20 protein-coding genes and 1 other RNA gene are annotated in these 17,891 nt (G+C 35.8%); 3 read left to right on the top strand and 18 right to left on the bottom strand.

Translation table 11 applies throughout. The annotated features are described in order from the left end of the window. Positions 1–9: 9 nt before the first annotated feature. The 9 genes from ypwA to ACQKNI_RS06505 form a co-directional block, all read right to left on the bottom strand. The gene (gene ypwA / locus ACQKNI_RS06545) at positions 10–1,527 is read right to left on the bottom strand and encodes a carboxypeptidase (protein ID WP_280147158.1); all 1,518 of its coding nucleotides are present in this window, start codon (positions 1,525–1,527) and stop codon (positions 10–12) included. A gap of 102 nt (positions 1,528–1,629) precedes the next feature. Next, complete coding sequence (locus ACQKNI_RS06540) at positions 1,630–3,567, bottom strand: ATP-dependent DNA helicase (RefSeq protein WP_000493697.1); 1,938 nt, start codon at positions 3,565–3,567, stop codon at positions 1,630–1,632. A 138-nt stretch (positions 3,568–3,705) separates the two neighbouring features. Next, positions 3,706–3,888 carry a DUF3921 family protein gene (locus tag ACQKNI_RS06535; protein WP_088231548.1) on the bottom strand — a complete coding sequence of 61 codons (183 nt, stop codon included), beginning with the start codon at positions 3,886–3,888 and terminating at the stop codon, positions 3,706–3,708. 61 nt (positions 3,889–3,949) lie between these two features. Beyond that, positions 3,950–5,089, bottom strand: coding sequence for a THUMP domain-containing class I SAM-dependent RNA methyltransferase (locus tag ACQKNI_RS06530; protein ID WP_071723219.1), 1,140 nt, complete (start codon positions 5,087–5,089; stop codon positions 3,950–3,952). 180 nt (positions 5,090–5,269) lie between these two features. After that, positions 5,270–5,660: RNase P RNA component class B (gene rnpB, locus ACQKNI_RS06525), an RNA gene on the bottom strand. An 87-nt stretch (positions 5,661–5,747) separates the two neighbouring features. Continuing rightward, positions 5,748–6,083 (bottom strand): cell division regulator GpsB, encoded by a 336-nt coding sequence (gene gpsB, locus ACQKNI_RS06520; RefSeq protein WP_000622429.1) that lies wholly within the window; start codon positions 6,081–6,083, stop codon positions 5,748–5,750. A 97-nt stretch (positions 6,084–6,180) separates the two neighbouring features. Continuing rightward, positions 6,181–6,735, bottom strand: coding sequence for a DUF1273 domain-containing protein (locus tag ACQKNI_RS06515; RefSeq protein ID WP_088231549.1), 555 nt, complete (start codon positions 6,733–6,735; stop codon positions 6,181–6,183). Between the two features lie 56 nt (positions 6,736–6,791). Beyond that, positions 6,792–7,229, bottom strand: coding sequence for a CotD family spore coat protein (locus ACQKNI_RS06510; protein ID WP_098357160.1), 438 nt, complete (start codon positions 7,227–7,229; stop codon positions 6,792–6,794). Between the two features lie 156 nt (positions 7,230–7,385). Further along, positions 7,386–7,901: a YppG family protein gene (locus tag ACQKNI_RS06505; RefSeq protein WP_088231551.1), complete on the bottom strand. Its 516-nt coding sequence runs from the start codon at positions 7,899–7,901 to the stop codon at positions 7,386–7,388. Positions 7,902–8,078: 177 nt separating this feature from the next. Here ACQKNI_RS06505 and ACQKNI_RS06500 point away from each other — a divergent pair, with 177 nt between their 5' ends. After that, positions 8,079–8,270 (top strand): YppF family protein, encoded by a 192-nt coding sequence (locus ACQKNI_RS06500; protein WP_088231552.1) that lies wholly within the window; start codon positions 8,079–8,081, stop codon positions 8,268–8,270. A 103-nt stretch (positions 8,271–8,373) separates the two neighbouring features. Here ACQKNI_RS06500 and ACQKNI_RS06495 read toward each other — a convergent pair whose 3' ends face one another. The 3 genes from ACQKNI_RS06495 to ACQKNI_RS06485 all read right to left on the bottom strand — a co-directional run bounded on the left by ACQKNI_RS06495 (position 8,374) and on the right by ACQKNI_RS06485 (position 10,421). Next, the gene (locus ACQKNI_RS06495) at positions 8,374–8,718 is read right to left on the bottom strand and encodes a YppE family protein (protein ID WP_088231553.1); all 345 of its coding nucleotides are present in this window, start codon (positions 8,716–8,718) and stop codon (positions 8,374–8,376) included. A 15-nt stretch (positions 8,719–8,733) separates the two neighbouring features. Next, a complete protein-coding gene (locus ACQKNI_RS06490; protein WP_001252037.1) occupies positions 8,734–8,976 on the bottom strand; it encodes a hypothetical protein in 243 nt (80 codons plus the stop codon). Between the two features lie 419 nt (positions 8,977–9,395). Continuing rightward, positions 9,396–10,421, bottom strand: a complete 1,026-nt coding sequence (locus tag ACQKNI_RS06485; RefSeq protein ID WP_427282275.1) for a DUF2515 domain-containing protein — start codon at positions 10,419–10,421, stop codon at positions 9,396–9,398. A gap of 103 nt (positions 10,422–10,524) precedes the next feature. Between ACQKNI_RS06485 and recU the strand changes: the two genes are divergently transcribed. Both recU and ACQKNI_RS06475 read left to right on the top strand, forming a co-directional pair. Further along, positions 10,525–11,127 carry a Holliday junction resolvase RecU gene (recU, locus tag ACQKNI_RS06480; RefSeq protein WP_088231556.1) on the top strand — a complete coding sequence of 201 codons (603 nt, stop codon included), beginning with the start codon at positions 10,525–10,527 and terminating at the stop codon, positions 11,125–11,127. A 65-nt stretch (positions 11,128–11,192) separates the two neighbouring features. Further along, positions 11,193–13,853: a PBP1A family penicillin-binding protein gene (locus ACQKNI_RS06475; RefSeq protein WP_088231557.1), complete on the top strand. Its 2,661-nt coding sequence runs from the start codon at positions 11,193–11,195 to the stop codon at positions 13,851–13,853. Between the two features lie 23 nt (positions 13,854–13,876). Here ACQKNI_RS06475 and ACQKNI_RS06470 read toward each other — a convergent pair whose 3' ends face one another. From ACQKNI_RS06470 to ACQKNI_RS06445, 6 genes are all read right to left on the bottom strand, one after another. After that, positions 13,877–14,395, bottom strand: coding sequence for a YpoC family protein (locus tag ACQKNI_RS06470; protein ID WP_088231558.1), 519 nt, complete (start codon positions 14,393–14,395; stop codon positions 13,877–13,879). Positions 14,396–14,398: 3 nt separating this feature from the next. Beyond that, positions 14,399–15,046, bottom strand: a complete 648-nt coding sequence (gene nth, locus ACQKNI_RS06465; protein WP_088231559.1) for an endonuclease III — start codon at positions 15,044–15,046, stop codon at positions 14,399–14,401. A gap of 15 nt (positions 15,047–15,061) precedes the next feature. Next, the gene (gene dnaD, locus ACQKNI_RS06460; protein ID WP_088231560.1) at positions 15,062–15,769 is read right to left on the bottom strand and encodes a DNA replication protein DnaD; all 708 of its coding nucleotides are present in this window, start codon (positions 15,767–15,769) and stop codon (positions 15,062–15,064) included. 119 nt (positions 15,770–15,888) lie between these two features. Then, on the bottom strand, positions 15,889–17,076 hold the full coding sequence (gene aspB / locus ACQKNI_RS06455) for an aspartate transaminase AspB (RefSeq protein ID WP_088231561.1): 1,188 nt from the start codon (positions 17,074–17,076) through the stop codon (positions 15,889–15,891). An 18-nt stretch (positions 17,077–17,094) separates the two neighbouring features. Further along, positions 17,095–17,598, bottom strand: a complete 504-nt coding sequence (locus ACQKNI_RS06450) for a DUF5590 domain-containing protein (RefSeq protein ID WP_088231562.1) — start codon at positions 17,596–17,598, stop codon at positions 17,095–17,097. A 7-nt stretch (positions 17,599–17,605) separates the two neighbouring features. Beyond that, a complete protein-coding gene (locus ACQKNI_RS06445; RefSeq protein ID WP_000412179.1) occupies positions 17,606–17,776 on the bottom strand; it encodes a YpmA family protein in 171 nt (56 codons plus the stop codon). Between the last annotated feature and the right edge of the window lie 115 nt (positions 17,777–17,891).

The following is a 17,891-nucleotide window of genomic DNA, read 5'->3' as shown; positions in this document are numbered from 1 at the left end:
AGCTCTTTTTTACAACCCATAAATTTCTTTATACTTCGATTCTAAATAATCGGCTAAGTAGTTTGCATTTAACCCTTCACCTGTCACGTCTTCTAAAATTTCAAGTGGCTTTTTCGTTTTACCATATTGATGAATGTTTTCTGTTAGCCATTCACGAATCGGTGTTACGTTTCCTTCTTCTAGTAATGCATCAAAGTTCGGAATGTCTTTTAACATTCTTTGCTTAAATTGCGCTGCATACATATAACCAAGCGCATAAGATGGGAAGTATCCAAATGAACCGCCAGCCCAGTGAACATCTTGCAATACACCTTGTGCGTCATTTTCCGGACGAATTCCTAAATATGCTTCCATCTTATCATTCCAAGCCGCTGGTAAATCCTTCACTTGTAATGTGCCATCAAATAATTCTTTCTCAAGTTCATAACGAACCATAACATGAAGCGGATATGTAAGCTCATCTGCTTCTATACGAATAAATGATGGCTTTGATTCGTTAATCGCATCGTAAAACTCATTTACTGATATACCGTCAAATTGGCCATCACTATACTCTTTTAACAAATCGTAATTTTTCTTCCAGAATGATTTATTACGCCCGATAAAGTTCTCAAAGAATAATGATTGTGACTCATGAATCCCCATAGATGTACCACTACATAGCGGTGTACCTTCAAATTTCTCTGCAATATTTTGTTCGTATACAGCATGACCACATTCATGAATTGTTCCAAACACAGCCATACGGAAATCTTTTTCGTCATAGCGCGTCGTAATACGAACATCCCCTCTATTTAATGTAATTTCAAAAGGATGTACCGTCTCATCAAGACGACCTGCTTCAAAGTCATAATTCAACTGCTTTAATAGTTCTAATGTAAAGTTCTTTTGTTTTTCTTTTGAAAAATGTTCCGATAAAGCACTTGTTTTTAATCCCTTTTTAGACTCGGAGATTTCTTTTACAAGCGGCACGATACGCTCACGAAGTTGACCAAATACGTGATCTAACACTTCCACTGTAATACCTGGCTCATACATGTCTAATAAAGTATTGTATTTATATGTTTCGTAGCCCCAATATGTAATAAATTTCTTTTTGAATTCAACAATTTTCTCTAAATACGGGCGGAACATTTCGAAATCAGATTTTTCGCGTGCTTCTTCCCACACACTTTCTGCTTTCGCTTCTAATTTCACATATGCTTCGTATTCAGCTTGTGGAATTTTCTTATTTCTATCATATTCTTTACGACATTCTTCAACCATTTTCTTCGTCGTTTCAGAAAGTTTATCTTCACGTATTAAAGCTTCAAGCTCTGTTAAATAGTTTCCCATCTCATCTGAAGTCGACATTACAAACACTTCTGATGAAAGCATGCCGATTACTTCTGAACGCTGGTCCACACCTTTTTTAGGCGCACCTGTTCTTAAGTCCCAAAACATTAAGCTTAATGCTTCTCCGTAATTCTCTATCTTCTTCACATATGTTAAAAATTGTTTTTCTACTTCATATGTAACAACTGTCATAGTATAAAAAACCTCCTTTTTCTACCTCAAACTTAATTCGACATGGCGACGTAAATTCCTTTTATAATAGAAAAAAAGCTTGGCAAGTGCCAAGCTTTTTCCTTATAATTCTTTACCTTCTACTGGAAGTACATTTTTCACTGCTGCAATCACTTTCTCATCTTCTGTATCAGATAAGAAGATTGATATAGCACCTTTATCGTCACTCGTACGAATTAAACGTCCAATTCCTTGACGAAGACGTAAAATCATATATGGTACATCTACATCCCAGAATGGATCGTTTACGTGCTTGCGCTTCGCTTCAAACACAGGATCGTTTGGAGGGAATGGTAATGACCAAATAATAACGTGTGATAGCGATGAACCAGGAATATCTAAACCTTCCCATAAATGGACAGCGCAAAGTACAGTCTCTTCTTCATTTTGGAAACGAGAAACGAGCTGACTAATTTCCTGATCTCCCTCATATAAGAACGGAACTGACATTTGTTCTTTACTTACATATTCTTTGAACGCAGCAAGCTCTTGCGTTGTACGGAATAATACGAGCGTACGTCCATTTGTTTTCTGTATATTTTCAAGTGTATATTGACACTTTCTTTCCCATTCATTTTCTTTCGTATGTGATAGTAAGTTTACTGCCATTTGTTCTTCATAATCAAATGGTGAGGCAACTGAGAATGATAAATAATCTTTTACCCCTAAACTATTTGCTGTAAATGCGAATGAATCATTGTTAGATAATGTAGCAGAGGAGAAAATATACGGGATTTTCTTCGAAAATACTTTCTCTTGTAACACTTCTTCAACTGCACGCGGCATAATTACTAATGTGAAGGCACCATCACCTTCTTCACCCCATGTAATTACATTTTTCTCATGCATGAAAAGACGAAGTGAATGTTCTAGCACATCTAAATGCTCATCAACAATATTTAAATCATATGTGTTCACTGTATGCATTTCACTTTCAAATACTAATGCATCACCAACTTCACCGATTTTTGCATAAAGTCGCTTTGCTTCAGCTGTTACTTTTTCTGTCACAGTAATTTCTAGACGATCAGAACCAGCAATTTCCTTTTTATTCTCTTGTAACACGTCAAAGAATCGTTCAGTTTGCCAAATCGTTTCTTCTACTAAATGTGCAAACTCTTCACGAATATCGTTTTGTAACAATCTTGTTAAAAGTTGCTCCATCATCGTTTGCTTCAAACGATACGTTAAAGCTTTTTGTGCCGCATACTCTACAAGATGACCTTCATCGAATACAACACAGCTACTTTCAGGTAATAACGGAATTTGTCCTTCCCGCTTACGAGCATCATACGTCCAAATATGATCCATGTAGAAATCTTGAGAACAAATGATTAAATCTGCCGCTTTACGATAATGTTCACGTGAAAGGGTTTGACCACAACGATGACGAGAATCACATGTGAAGCAATCTTGGAAGTAATCCCAATTTACTTTCGACCATTCTTCATCATTTAACAGCGGAAATTCTTTTCTGTCACCGTAGTGAGTAAAGTTTTGCATCGTGCCATGATCAAATACGAATTGTGGTAATTCATAATATACATCTTCAATTACTTCTGGAGCTCGTCCACTCATAACGTCTTCTAGCTTGCGTAAACATAAATAATTATCCATCGATTTCGCAAGTCTTACATCAACAGATAGTCCTAATGCTTCAGATAATTTAGCAATGTCCCCTTCTTCTTTCACAAGCTGTTCAATTAGCGTTTCATCTGCACAAGCGATAATCGCTGGCTTTCCTGTATAACGTGCGTAACAAATTGCATATAAAAGATATACAATTGTTTTCCCCGTTCCTACGCCTGCCTCTGCGAACATTACTTTCTTCTCTTGGAAAGCACGCTCTAATTGAAACGCCATAAAAATTTGTTCATCACGCTCTTCAAAGCCTTTTTCAGGAAGGATGTCGTAAAACACATCTCCAATCCACTCATTCAACTTATCATAAAAATTATCTTGTTTCCCTACTTCAAATGGTAATCTCTTCTCAGTAAACATCCTTAGCCTCCAACCAAAAAGTTTTTCTATAAAAAGATATAGTAACTGCTAATCATATATGTGCAGCTACTTTCCCCTGTTACAATACATAGAAATATGCGAAAAAAAATTTCCCTTTCGCAAAAGGAAAATTTTTTTCTATATTAATGACTTTAAATAGCGTTTATCAATTGCTGTTTCATGTGAAAGTGCGGACAAATACTCTTCCTGCGCTTTTTCTATTTCATCAGCAATCGCACCTTGACTATCCACTTCTTTTCCGAGCTCATCATACGTATGGTGAATAGCTTTTTGAATCATTGATAATTGAAAACTATCCATATCACTTCCTCCTTTACGCATTACATAATAGCCAGTATATGCGCGCTGGAGGAGTTTTATACTATGAATTACGCGGTGGACGTTTTCCGAAGTATTGGTAGTAGTCTGTACGGATAAAGCCGTTAAACAACTTACGTTTTTTCGACGCATCTTTTCCGTAGCACTTCTCGAATGCTTCGTAACTTGTTAATACATATGCTGACCATGTATCTAATGGACGGAATACTTGTCCCATTTCTTTATACAATTGCTCAACAAGTGCTTTTTCACTTAAACGTTCTCCGTATGGAGGATTCGTTACAACGTAGCCATAATCCTCTTTTGTTGTGAAATCTTTTACTTGCATTTGTTTAAATGTGATTAAATCACCTAAACCTACTTCTTCTGCGTTATCTTGAGCAACTCGAATCATACGATGATCAATATCTGATCCGATAATTTGTAATGGTTGATCATAGTTCGCTAAATCTTCAGCTTCTTGACGAGCTTCACGCCAGTTTTGTTTACCTACCCAGCCCCACTCATCTGATGCGAAGCCACGGTTAAATCCTGGTGCAATATTTTGTCCAATTAATGCTGCTTCAATCGGAATTGTACCTGATCCACAGAATGGATCGACAAATGGACGATCTGGCTTCCAATTTGTTAACTTAATTAAAGACGCAGCCAATGTTTCTTTTAAAGGAGCTTCCCCTTGATCCATACGGTATCCACGTTTATGAAGTCCAACACCACTTGCATCAATGGTTAATGTTGCGATATCCTTAAGCATTGCAATCTCAATACGGAATAAAGGACCATCTTCTTCAAACCAAGTTGTACGTTTATATGTTGTTTTTAATTTTTCAACGACAGCTTTTTTAACGATACGTTGGCAATCAGAAACACTGAATAACTCAGATTTTAAAGATTTACCGATAACAGGAAACTCACCGTTCTCTGGAATATAATCTCCCCAGTTTAATGCTTTCGTTTTTTCAAACAGCTCATCAAACGTCGTTGCTTTGAATTCACCAACTTTAATTTTCACACGGTCCGCTGTACGTAACCATAAATTCGTGCGACAAATCGCCTTTTCATCTGCTTCAAACGTTACTTTGCTGTTTTCTACTTGGCATTCATAACCAAGATCACGAACTTCTCGGGCAACTAATGCTTCAATACCCATGGCCGCTGTTGCAATTAAAGTAACTTTTCCCATTTGCATTCACCTCTTATGTATATTCAAACAATAATTAATAGCATGTTGTCTTATTAATTCTTACATATTACGAAGAATTTTCTCATTTATCATTTTAACTCACAATTTATAACTTCATACAAATAAAAAGCCCTCCTCTAACAAAGGAGAGCTGAGTTATTTCATAGTTGGTTCATAACGTTCTGTAAGCCATGTTCTGTTCCTTTGTACTGCAAACGGCCCACGCCTCGTACTCCGGTGGCAATCATCTATCTACAGGTTATACAACCTGTCCTTTCCCATCGTTCATTTCCTTGGAAAAGATTCCCCTACCATTATTTGGGTTTCTCGCTCGTGGGGTTTACCTCGTTCCACTCCTATCATTTCTTCAAGGACTTCGTCACTGTGGCACTTTAAAGGTAGTCAAACCATATCCGAAAGGACTTAGGTTTTTTCCCTGCCGTTAAACCAGCCTTGCAGCCAGAATACCCTAGCTTATGAATTGGCTAGGCACGAACACTACAGCCATCTCAGGCCGTGCGAGCATGGACTTTCCTCTACAACGTTGGCGTTGCAGCGATTACCCAAACGTTATGACATCCATTAGTATAGTGGAAACAAAAAGATTTTGCAATATTTTTTTCTATGTAAAATACTTTAACCTTTTTACCACCATACATTATTCGTATAATTTACTTCCAAATACAGCTTTTTCTAAATTAGATAAACGTTTTAAAATGTCCGTATTCGTGTTGTTATATACCGGTTGTGCAACTGGTGTTTGTACAGGTTGTTGCGGAACTTGTGTTGCTGCTAGTTTTTGTTCCTCTAATTCACGTTTTAAACGAGCATTTTGTTGCTTTAATTGTTCGAATTCCTTGTGGAAAGCTTCATAATCTTTAATGATCATATCAAGAAACTTGTCTACTTCTTCTTGTTGGTAACCTCTCATGCCTGTCTTAAATTCTTTTTCTAAAATATCTTTCGCCGTTAATTTAATTTTATCCGAAATCATTTTCTTCACCTCAAATTTTTGCCAAAACTTTCATTAACTAAATTTTTTCAGAAACAATGCCTTTTGTCAATCATATAAACAAGTACTATATTACATATTACTCTGCATTATTCCACTGTTCCTCTTCTATTATATCTTGTAAATCAGAAAAAAGAATGAAATAACTGTGATAATTTTCTATTTCTCCTTTTTTCTTTGCTGCTTCTACAATATATTTAGGACTTCCTGGTTTTTCTTCATCATATACAGCTAAAAGAGCATCACTTTTTTCAATAAAAAATTGATTTTTTAATTTAAATTGCTCCGGACTTTCGTACTTCCGTTTTGTGATACTATCAACATGATCTGCTTGCGAGAGAATAAATTCGTAATATTCACAATTATCTTCTTTCCAATTTTCTTCTTGTTCTAAAAACGGAGTAAATACAGCTAATTTAACATCTGGATATTCTACTTGAATTTCAAAAACAACTTCAGCAGCCCATAATTCGACTCCTAACTGCCCACTTATAATCACCCACTCCAAACCTTCTTCTACAAAAGTAGTTAATTTTCGGTGCAATGCCTTTTTGATACATGCCACCCCTGGATGATCATTTTTAAATATACCAAGTTCAAAAGGTTTATATCCCGTTACAGCAATAACTTTCATATCAACACTCCAATTACAAAAAAAGAACTAGCATTTAGCTAGTTCTAACATATCATTTACTTTTTAAACATTCCACCAACATTTGGTCCCACATTTGGACCTACTGGCGATACATTTGGTCCTACCGGTGATACATTATTTGGTAAGAATGGTGATACATTTGGTCCTGGACCAAATGGAGATACTTGATGTCCAAAATGTCCATGGTGTCCATGGTGTCCATGGTGTCCATGACCACATGGTCCACACCCTCCGCCAAATCCTGGATCGATTGGGTCTACGACATTTACATTTGAATTTGTTTGTGGGAAGAAGCTTTGATTTTTAATTTGTTGATGATGTACATGTGTTGTATGTGTTGGGTAAATGTGTGGCACCACCGTTGTTGAAAAAGAATGTGTAACACATTGTTTCGTCGGATGAATGACAGGAGCAGTTGTACAAATAGGTCCTACAGGCTTATGCCCTCCAAAACAAGGATGACAATGATGCATAGTTTTTTCTCTCCTCTCTCGTTAAAAAAATCTGATTACACTTTACAGTATGAGAAAAGAGGTTAAGCCGCTTGTTATATATACCCATTTATTTCATGGAAATTTGTCTAGAGCTATGTTTCATTCACCGTATACATAGTGGACAACACTCCATTATTATTTACCAAAAAAGCCTCCAACTTGCTTCACAATACCGGTCACTTGATTCATCGCATTCATCATTTGTCCAGCTGTATTCATCATTTTATTTACATCATAGTTACCATCTGAGTTTTTAAATTGGGAAACAAAACTAGAAAATTGACTCGGTTGCTGTTGTTGTTTTTGTTTATTCTGCGTCGGGTACGGTTGTTTTGGTGGATAAAACATCGCTTGTTGATTCCCATATGGAGATGATGGCGGCATATAATATTGTGAATTCATATAAGGTTGCTGTTGTTGATCCATATAGGGCTGCTGTTGATTCATATAAGGTTGCTGCTGTTGATCCATATAGGGCTGCTGCTGTTGATTCATAAACGACACTTCAAATGGCTGGTAATAATTTTGATTTCCATAATGAGGCTCGAAAGGATACATATTATATCGTAAATATGTATCTGTATTATATTGGTACATATTTTGCTGTGCATATGGATTAGATTGCTGATATACGTTAGGTTGTTGAAACATGCATTCTCTCCTCCTTCACATAAGTTTCTACATATATAATATGTACCTGTAAAATAATTTGTGTGACGGATTATCTGTCTATTTTTGTCGGAAGTTTAAATTTTTAAAAAATTAAAAAAGAAAACCCTTCCATGCTATGATAATGAAGAAGAAGATTCTCATGGGGGAGGAATCAACATGGTATTAGGGGATTTAAAACAAGCGTTTTCTCAAAAAAAGGGGTATTCCACAGAAAATGCAAATGAATTATTAGACTTTGCGAGACATTGGTATCTCGAAGGGAAAATATGCATTTCTGATTACCGAACAGTAATAAAAGAATTAGAAATAAACGGTGCAACAAAACCTACAACAATGACAGAAGCTTAATAGTGAAACTTTAATTAGTAGGGGGGCATTCACCCCACTGATTATTAGCCTTCACCAATCCAGATTTTGCGAGATAAAAAAACAAGAGGGTTTCCCCCTCTTGTTATTTACATTGTTCAACTATATTTTGTAAAGTATATGAAATAGCTTGATGTGTTTCAAAGAATCGCTTACCTTTACCTTTATTTACAAAACATTGCAACACATTCGTTTGTAAATTGTCGTATACTTGATCAATTTGCTGTACATGTATATACTTCGGTTTTTCTTCTTTAATCCACGTATACGCTAATTCTTTCCACACCGCCAGTTCCTCATCTACCGTATTTACAAATGGTTTCATATCCTTATAAAAATCATATTCGATCATTTCTCTTTTTTTCACATTCGCTTCATTATTATACTGCATGAGTTTTTCCGAAGACTCAATTAACGCCCCATACTTCATTTCATTCCCACCTTATTATGCACTCACTACGACGTTTTGAAATGTTTTCACCCAATTCCCTTTTTCTTCGTGATGCACTAATTTATTTTCCATATGCTCAATATGCATTTCTGTTATTTCTATCTTATTGCATATATTTTCACCTTTATCCTTTAATGCATGATTCATTCTAATCCCTATATTCATTTCCAGCAAATCGAGAGAACTTAACATTTGATCCATTTTTTTCATTACATCTTCCTTCTGAACCATCGCCATATATAAAACGCCTCCTTCTTTGCTTTTCCTTTGTCATGTAATTTCGCCGAATGATTTATCACTCCTGCTCACATGACAAAACTAGTTGTTATTCGTCAAAGAAATCATTCTGTATGTCATTTATGGAAATGGTAACAATACAAAAGGGAGGTGTATTAAGATGGCAAAGAACAGAAACGAAAAAAAGAAGAAACAAAACAAGAAACAAAATAAACCCGAAACTGGCAATCCAAAGCTAGACGGTCCAAACTTTCCTGCTACATAAAGTGAAGCTTTAACGAATAGAGTAGCTAATTTCCAAACTATCTTTAATCTCTTACTTTCTTTAAGTTTTGAGATTAAGTCCTTAGCACACATGGTAAAATTACTTCACATTAAGAAGTCCCGCCTTCAGTTTTGAAGACGGGACTTCTTTTTTATTATATCATGAACTCATCTATCCTTTTAACAAAACGATTTACGATAGAAACAGCATAGATTTGCTCCCTCTTTCTTTTATACCATTCTGTTATATCAACTTCCCCCTTATACTCTTTCAGTGAAAATAGCTCATTTATTTCCGTATCTCTACAAAACCAATCTCTCATACTTATTTCCTTATGTGCAACAGCAGGATAAACCTCTCTAAGGGTTGGCGTACAAGATTTTCTAGCATCTCTTACATAATATTCATAATCTGTTCTTGATCCTGTGTGTATCGTTTGCAATGCAAACCTATGGAATAACCTTTTATACTTCGGATGAAATAGTAACTCTGCTAATTTCTTCCCTAGTTCTATACGCTTCTGTAACGTTTCAAATTGATAAACTGAAAAACCATACATATTCCCTTCAACAGTTGGAAAAATAACGGCACTAACATGAAGCATTTCTTGCAATTTAAAAAGTGCTGTATGGAATACCTGTTTTTTAAAATATGTATTCTCAATAACTGGTTTTTGAATTTTATTTTGTTCATTTATAATAAGCGCTGTCATAAGCCTATTTATATCTTTTTTCTCCAAAAAATATATCCATTCTTTTTCCATAAAAATTGATACGTTGAAATATTGTAACAAGTAAAATAGCGGCGCCTGCCTCCTCTTACTTTCTTCGTATAACAATAGCTGAGGAAATGCATCTAAAAAAATAATCCAATTAGCTTTTTCATAAATCTGAAAAAAATGTTTTTTTACTATTTGAGGTAAAACAGTCGCATAATACCTCCCTTTTAAATCAGTCATATTCCATCCCGCATTTCTCGAGACCATACTCGCTAAAAAAGCCCACCTAATTTCACTATTTCTTACATAATATTCTTGATAAAACTGCGTTCGAGAAATGTTATCCATATTAGCTATTTCTATTGCCCTCTTAATGCTGTAAACCATTGTTTTTTCTTCTTCTGTACAGACCATATTTTTACGATATTGTTTAATTTTTTCATAATCATTCCATGTAAACATACATAAGTCACCCTACCTTTCTTCAAAAAGGTCACATCTTTTTTCATTTTTTGATATAATCACCTTTGTAAGTAATTCTTAGCAAGTTGGGAGTGGACACACTATGACCATTCGTTACCCAAATGGAAAACGGTACAATCAAGCTTCACAACCTCATAAAACACCAATTAAAAAACATACTTATAGTAATAGAGGTATGTCCCTTGAAGAGGAACTGAATGAAACAAATGAATATTACTTAACCCATAATATTGCATGTGTACATAAAAAACCGACACCTCTTCAAATTGTAAAAGTAGATTACCCCGCTCGAAGTGCTGCAGTGGTAAAAGAAGCGTATTTTAAACAACCTTCTACAACAGATTACAACGGTGTATACAAAGGGAAATACATCGATTTTGAAGCGAAAGAAACAAAAAATAAAACTAGTTTCCCACTTCAAAACTTCCACCTTCATCAAATTGAACATATGAAGCAAGTGATTGCTCATAATGGAATTGCATTTGTTATTATTAAATTTACACTTTTTGATGAACTTTATTTACTCGATGCGAAACATATTATTGCATTTTGGAATCGTCAAAATACTGGTGGACGTAAATCAATTACGAAAGCAGAAATAGAAGAGCATGGCTCTTTATTGTCATGCGGTTATCACCCTCGGATTGATTATATCCGTGTACTAGACACGGTTTATTTTTCGTGATAGAGTCATCACTAAGGCTCTTTTTTCGACTTTTGGGGAGAGAATGAAAGGTAGGAGAAAGTATAATGTCAGATAATTATCGTTCTCGTACAGAACGAAATCATGTGAAAAATCAAAAGAAAGAAACAAATAAAGAAGAAAAACCAAAGAAAAAAGGCTCCTTTTTCAAGAAATTCCTTATAGGTTGTCTACTTCTTGGTATCGTTGGTCTCATAGCTAGCGTTTCCGCTTTCTTTGTAATGGTAAAGGACGCTCCAAAATTAGACAAATCAAAACTTGTTAATCCTTTATCTACAAAGTTTCTTGATAAAAACGGAAATTTCTTCTATGAATACGGTGCTGAAAAACGAACCCATGTTACTTACGACCAAATTCCGAAAGTAGTTGAAAATGCATTCCTTGCGACTGAGGATTCACGCTTCTATGATCACAATGGAATTGATTTTAGACGAACTACTAAAGCAGTTATGGAAAATATCACTGGTGGTTTCGGTTCCCAAGGTGGTAGTACGATTACGCAACAAGTAGTTAAAAATTATTTTCTAACAATGGACAAAACTGCCAAGAGAAAAGTACAAGAATGGTACTTATCTTACAAATTAGAGCAACAATACTCTAAACATGAGATTTTAGAAATGTACTTAAACAAGATTAACTTAGGTAACCGTTCGTACGGTATTGCAACAGCAGCCAAAAAATATTATAACAAAGATTTAAAAGACTTACAGTTACATGAAGCTGCAATGCTTGCTGGTTTGCCCCAAGGTCCAAATATTTATGATCCAACAAAACCAGACAACGTTGAACGAGCTACACAACGTCGTAACGTCGTATTATCATTAATGAATCGACATGGTTATATAACAAAAGATGAAATGAATAACGCAATGAAAATCCCTGTAACTGAGGGTCTTCAACCATCTTCAGAAGTAACTGAAATGAAGTATCAAGCATTTTTAGATGCTGTTGTAAAGGAAGTTGAAAAAGAATATCCGGATGTAAATATCGGTTCAGATGGTTTAACGATTCATACAACACTTGATCAAGATGCTCAAGATTACGCTGATAAAATTATGGATGGCAATCTTATTAAATATCCGAACGATCAATTCCAAGGATCATTCGTATTTATGGATACACAATCTGGAGAAGTTCGAGCAATTGGTGCTGGGCGTAAAGAAAGTAAGTCTACTTTCAAAGGTCATAATATGGCCACTGATTTAAAACGCCAAGTCGGTTCAACAATGAAACCAATTTTCGACTACGGCCCAGCAATTGAGAATTTACAATGGTCTACATACCATCAATTAAATGACTCAGAGTATACGTATTCCAATGGTAAAAAAATACGAAATGCAACAAATAGTTACAAAGGTGACGTTTCACTACGTGAAGCTTTGAAAAAATCATTAAACATCCCTGCTTTAAAAACAGCCCAAGCGGTTGGTATTCCTAAGTCACAAGCTTTTGCTGAAAGCTTAGGTATGACATTTAAAGACGGCACAGCGTATGAATCAACAGCAATTGGTAGTAACGATAGTTCCCCATTAGAATTAGCAGGGGCGTATGCCGCATTTGGTAATGACGGTGTGTATAACAAGCCTCACTTCGTAAAAGAAGTTATCTTCCCAGATGGGAAAAAGAAAAACTTTAAACCGAAAGAACAACGTGCAATGCACGACTATACAGCTTACATGATTACTGACGTTCTACGTGACGTAGTAAAACCTGGTTCTGGCGGTACAGGTCCAACAGCATACGTTCCAGGTGTTGATGTAGCAGGTAAAACAGGAACACAAAACTTTGATGAATCAGTTATAAAAAAATATGGTATCCCAGCTGATGCGAACAGAGATAGCTGGTTCGCTGGCTATTCACCTCAATATACGATGGCTGTATGGACTGGTTACGAAAAAGATGGTCCAGAAAATTATATTGGTGATCGCTCTACCAGAATTGCACAGCAAATGTTCCAAGTAATGATGAGCAAATTTGCTACAGATAACTCTCGTTTCGAACGTCCTTCTTCTGTACAAGAAATAAACGGAGAGTTATATGTAAAAGGTGCGAAAAAAGATGCGATTAAACAAATTAAAGTAGATGCACCTAGCGGCCTCAATGTTACTTTCGACGGCGCTAGCACTGTTACACTAAAATGGTCTGGCCCGGCAGAAGTTGATGCATATGCAGCAAGCTATAAAGCTACTGACGGTTCAAGCGGTAGCCTATCAATAAATGGTACAACAGCTACTCTTGGTGGAATTAAACCAGGTGTTACTTACAGCTTCTCTGTAGTAGCGAAAAAAGGCACAGGAACAAGCCCTGCAGTTGGCGCATCCTTCACTGCTCCTGGAGGAGTTCCAGATGCTAAGAAAGCTGAGGACGAAGCTAAGAAAAAGGCTGAAGATGAAGCTAAGAAAAAAACTGAAGAAGAACAGAAAAAAGCTAATGAAGACAAACTAAAACAAGAAGAAGCTCAAAAGAAAGCTGAAGAAGAACAGCGAAAACAGCAAGAACAGCAACAGCAGCAACAAGAGCAACAACGTAAACAGCAAGAAGAAGCTCAAAAGAAAGCTGCTGAAGAAGAGGCTAAGAAAAAAGCTGAAGAAGAAGCTAAGAAAAAGGCTGAAGAAGAAGCTAAGAAAAAAGCTGAAGAAGAACAACAACAGAATACCGGAGAAGATACACCTCACGCAGACGGAAATGTTGTTACAACAGAGTCTTAATAAACAAAAAGAAGTCCTTTCTCTTAACGAGAAACGGACTTCTTTTTTGTTATCATTTTCTTTACATATAGCTTTTCTATTTCGATATACAACTGTGCTAATTGAATATAAGAATGATAATTACTCGGTTTCTTTATAATAAATGAATATCGCTCCATAAAATTAACAGGTTGTACTTCCAATTTATTCGTATTTACTTGCATTTCATTCAAACTATGAACAGGCTTGTCATTTAGCCAATAAACAATCGATAGCAAGTGCGCTGCAAAAAGAATCATTGGACCTTCAGCTTCTTGTTTTTTTCTGTTTCGAAATAGTATAGCAATTTCTTCATGCTTGCTTTTCCATACATGCAACATCGCAGGAACACTTTTTTCAATTTCATTCCATGGCTCATATCGTCTTTCCATATCAAATATAAAGTAAGCATTTTGTATTATTTCTTCAAATGATTGTTCTATATTATACGCAATCGAATTTACGCCTTCTTTAAAAAATGGTAAGTATCGAAATTCTTTCGGTATTTCTATAACTCGCTCCATCCTTTATTTCCCCTTCATTCGCTTCTTTCCTTCACGACATACTTCTAGCAGCCGGCACTCTTCACATTGTGGTCGCTGCGCTTTACAGTGATAACGCCCAAAGAAAATCATACGGTGATGTGTAACGCTCCATTCATCCATCGGAACTTTCTTCATTAACGTTTTCTCCACTTCTAATACAGTGTCTTTCCATCTGCAAATTGCTAATCGTTTACTCACTCGTTCCACATGCGTATCAACAGCAATTGCTGGCATTCCAAATGCTACTGATACGACAACATTTGCTGTCTTCCTTCCTACACCTGGTAAATTCGTAAGTTCATCCCGGTCTCTCGGTACTTCTCCATTATAATCATCTAATAACATTTGGCATAACTTTTGAATGTTTTTTGCTTTATTTCTATACAATCCAATAGAGCGTATATCTTGTTGTAATTCTTCTAGAGAAACACTTAAATAATCTTCAGGCGTTTTATATTTTTGAAATAAATTTTTCGTCACCTTATTTACAAGTGCATCTGTACATTGTGCAGATAATGCTACCGCGATTACAAGTTCAAACGGATTATCATGAATTAATTCACAATGCGCTTCTGGATACATATCCGCCATTGTGTCTAAACAATAACGAATTTGCGTTTTATTTAACATATACTTCCTCCTACATTACTGCTCCAACCAATTATAAAAAGGCACTTTCCCAGTAAATTTCGTCTCTTGTTTCGTTGTTTGTTGCGTTCGCTGCTGATTCGCTCTAAATTTCCGTCCTTGATTTTGAGCTTGATCTACTGTTTTAATGCCATTCTTTTTCCACTCAAATAAAATACGGTCAATATAGCGGAAATTCAACTTACCACTCATCACCGCTTCCCTCAAGGCCGCTTGAATTAAATTCGGATGATGTTGATCTTGGTCTTCCCACATTCCTAACGTTTCACATTCAAATGGCGAAAGTGGTCTTCCAAATTCTTTTTCAAATACTGTATATAAATTTACTTGCAGCTGTTTTTTTTCTTTTTGTTCTTCCTCTATTGATTCATCCATTAAGAAATGCAATATTTTTTCCCATAACGGTTGTAACGAATAACTTTCGCACATCATCGCTTCTGATCTTTGTCCACCTTCTAGTGATAAAAAACCTTTTTGAATCAATGCCTGAATTACTTCCATACACTTCATTTCCGTTATCGTCATCCGTTCTGAAATCTCTGAAGGAGTCGGAAACGAATTACCCGATTCTAAAAATGTGTGTACATGAAGTACAACCATAAATTCCGTCTCATTTAAACCTAATTTTTTATAATGCATCATAAGTAATTTTGGAATTGCAATACTTCCCTGCTCAAACCACTGTAACATCATTTTCTTTTTCATCACCAAACACCTCGCTCTCTAGTATAACACACCTTTCACTATTTCTTTTTGCCACAATTCGTCAAAAAAACCTCCCTTATGTAGGGAGGTTTTTTGTATTACATGAATAAAATATACAATTAAGCTTGCACTTTACTTTTCATGAACGTATGAATGCGTTCTAATGCTTTCTCTACTTGTTCAAGAGATGTCGCATATGATAAACGGACATTATTTGGAGCCCCAAATCCTGTACCTGGTACAAGAGCTACTTTTTCCTCTTCTAATAAAGCTTTTGCCCACTCATCAACTGTATCATATCCTGATAAAGCTACAGCTTCTTTCACGTTAGGGAATAAGTAAAATGCACCTTGTGGCTTAATACAAGTAAAGCCAGGGATTTGAATTAATTTATCATAAATAATGTTTAATCGTTCTTCAAACGCTTGACGCATTGTTTCTACAGGTTGTTGTGAGCCTGCATATGCCGCAATTGCGCCGTATTGAGCAATTGAAGTAGGGTTTGACGTACTATGACTCGCTAAGTTCGTCATCGCTTTAATAAGCTGCTTATTTCCTGCTGCATATCCAATACGCCATCCTGTCATAGAATGAGATTTAGATACACCATTAATAATTAGGGTTTGTTCTTTTAATGCATTAGAAAGCTGGGCAATTGAAGTATATTCTGCACCACCATAAATTAACTTCTCATAAATTTCATCTGAAACGATTAAAATATTATGTTCTAAACATACTTCTCCAAGCTGTTGTAATTCTTCTTTGCTATAAATCATTCCTGTTGGATTGCTCGGTGAATTAATAATAACTGCTTTCGTTTTTTCTGTAATTGCCTCACGTAACTGCTTTGCTGTAATTTTGTACTCATTGTCTTCTAGACCTTCTACATAAACCGGATTACCGCCAGCAAGCTTTACTTGTTCTGGATAGCTTACCCAGTAAGGAGTTGGGATGATAACTTCATCTCCTTCATCAAGTAACACTTGGAATAATGTATATAAAGCATGTTTTGCACCATTACATACAATAATTTCAGATGGGTCATACTTAATGCCTTGATCGCGAGTAAATTTTTTCACGATTTCTTGCTTTAACGCTTGCAAACCACCTGTTGGTGTATATTTCGTATGTCCTTCTAACATCGCTTTATGCGCCGATTCCATAATATGCTCTGGTGTATTAAAGTCAGGTTCCCCTGCCCCTAATGCAATTACATCATGACCTTCAGCTTTTAATGCTTGTGCCTTTGCTGTAATTTCTAAAGTTGAAGACGGTGTTAAAGCAGCTACTCGCTTTGCTAATTTCATTTGTGGTTCCCCCTACATCTATTTTTCAATGCTGTAATGTGCAGCATATTCCCCATTTTGAAATTCTAGATAATAATACGTATAACGATCTTCCTGATCAATATATGTAATTTCCCACAACGGAATATCGTTTTCAGCACCTAATTTTACTTTTACAATTTGTTTTGGCTTTGGCTTCGGCTCATCGCCTTTTCCAGTCGCTTGCTCTGCCAGTTTTTGTAAAGCTTCTTTCTCAGAAATGCCTTCACTCTTTTTCTTCACAAGAACATTTCCTTTTTTATCAGGTACCCAAACAATAATTGGTTCTCCTTTTTCATCCGTACCTTGTACGACTGTATATGAAGATTTTCCGTTATAATAATCAACCGATTTTACCTTTGTAAGCTTTGCTTTTTCTTTAGCAATTTCTACAGATTTTGATTCTTTTGGAATTTTCTTTTCCATCGTTTTATTATAAACATACGCCCCATATATTCCGCTAGCAACGATAACGATAATGATTGCAAAGATCCACTTTTTCATTGTATCACTACGTTCTGTAAATGGTAAATACAGCTGTTTCTTTGTCTTTTTCGTCCAGTGCTAATCCGAACATGAGGTCCTGCTCTTTTAACGTACGATTTAAACTATCAACAATTTTATACAAATCAGACGAATATTTAATACGCGTCGTTGATAGTACTTCGATTTTCTTCTCCATGAAAAAACTCCTCCGTTACACAAAAATTTCTAATTATAGAAGAACGCAATGCGGTTACAATAAGAGTACATTCTTTACAACCCCTGCTTCATCACCCATCTATTATAGCAGGACA

Origin of the sequence: Bacillus sp. NPDC094064, assembly GCF_050279585.1 — a bacterium.
Taxonomy (GTDB): Bacteria; Bacillota; Bacilli; order Bacillales; family Bacillaceae_G; genus Bacillus_A.
Note: the sequence above shows the minus strand (reverse complement) of the source record. Positions and strands in the feature narration are given on the sequence as shown.

Coding starts and splice junctions, on each gene's coding strand:
- ACQKNI_RS06490 (WP_001252037.1), bottom strand. CDS start 8,976: ATGGCGATGGTTCAGAAGGAAGATGTAATGAAAAAAATGGATCAAATG.
- ACQKNI_RS06470 (WP_088231558.1), bottom strand. CDS start 14,395: ATGGAGCGAGTTATAGAAATACCGAAAGAATTTCGATACTTACCATTT.
- ypwA (WP_280147158.1), bottom strand. CDS start 1,527: ATGACAGTTGTTACATATGAAGTAGAAAAACAATTTTTAACATATGTG.
- recU (WP_088231556.1), top strand. CDS start 10,525: ATGACCATTCGTTACCCAAATGGAAAACGGTACAATCAAGCTTCACAA.
- ACQKNI_RS06495 (WP_088231553.1), bottom strand. CDS start 8,718: ATGAAGTATGGGGCGTTAATTGAGTCTTCGGAAAAACTCATGCAGTAT.
- dnaD (WP_088231560.1), bottom strand. CDS start 15,769: ATGAAAAAGAAAATGATGTTACAGTGGTTTGAGCAGGGAAGTATTGCA.
- ACQKNI_RS06450 (WP_088231562.1), bottom strand. CDS start 17,598: ATGAAAAAGTGGATCTTTGCAATCATTATCGTTATCGTTGCTAGCGGA.
- aspB (WP_088231561.1), bottom strand. CDS start 17,076: ATGAAATTAGCAAAGCGAGTAGCTGCTTTAACACCGTCTTCAACTTTA.
- ACQKNI_RS06510 (WP_098357160.1), bottom strand. CDS start 7,229: ATGCATCATTGTCATCCTTGTTTTGGAGGGCATAAGCCTGTAGGACCT.
- ACQKNI_RS06530 (WP_071723219.1), bottom strand. CDS start 5,089: ATGGGAAAAGTTACTTTAATTGCAACAGCGGCCATGGGTATTGAAGCA.
- ACQKNI_RS06445 (WP_000412179.1), bottom strand. CDS start 17,776: ATGGAGAAGAAAATCGAAGTACTATCAACGACGCGTATTAAATATTCG.
- nth (WP_088231559.1), bottom strand. CDS start 15,046: ATGTTAAATAAAACGCAAATTCGTTATTGTTTAGACACAATGGCGGAT.
- ACQKNI_RS06485 (WP_427282275.1), bottom strand. CDS start 10,421: ATGTTTACATGGAATGATTATGAAAAAATTAAACAATATCGTAAAAAT.
- gpsB (WP_000622429.1), bottom strand. CDS start 6,083: ATGATTTCGGATAAAATTAAATTAACGGCGAAAGATATTTTAGAAAAA.
- ACQKNI_RS06540 (WP_000493697.1), bottom strand. CDS start 3,567: ATGTTTACTGAGAAGAGATTACCATTTGAAGTAGGGAAACAAGATAAT.
- ACQKNI_RS06500 (WP_088231552.1), top strand. CDS start 8,079: ATGGTATTAGGGGATTTAAAACAAGCGTTTTCTCAAAAAAAGGGGTAT.
- ACQKNI_RS06535 (WP_088231548.1), bottom strand. CDS start 3,888: ATGGATAGTTTTCAATTATCAATGATTCAAAAAGCTATTCACCATACG.
- ACQKNI_RS06505 (WP_088231551.1), bottom strand. CDS start 7,901: ATGTTTCAACAACCTAACGTATATCAGCAATCTAATCCATATGCACAG.
- ACQKNI_RS06515 (WP_088231549.1), bottom strand. CDS start 6,735: ATGAAAGTTATTGCTGTAACGGGATATAAACCTTTTGAACTTGGTATA.
- ACQKNI_RS06475 (WP_088231557.1), top strand. CDS start 11,193: ATGTCAGATAATTATCGTTCTCGTACAGAACGAAATCATGTGAAAAAT.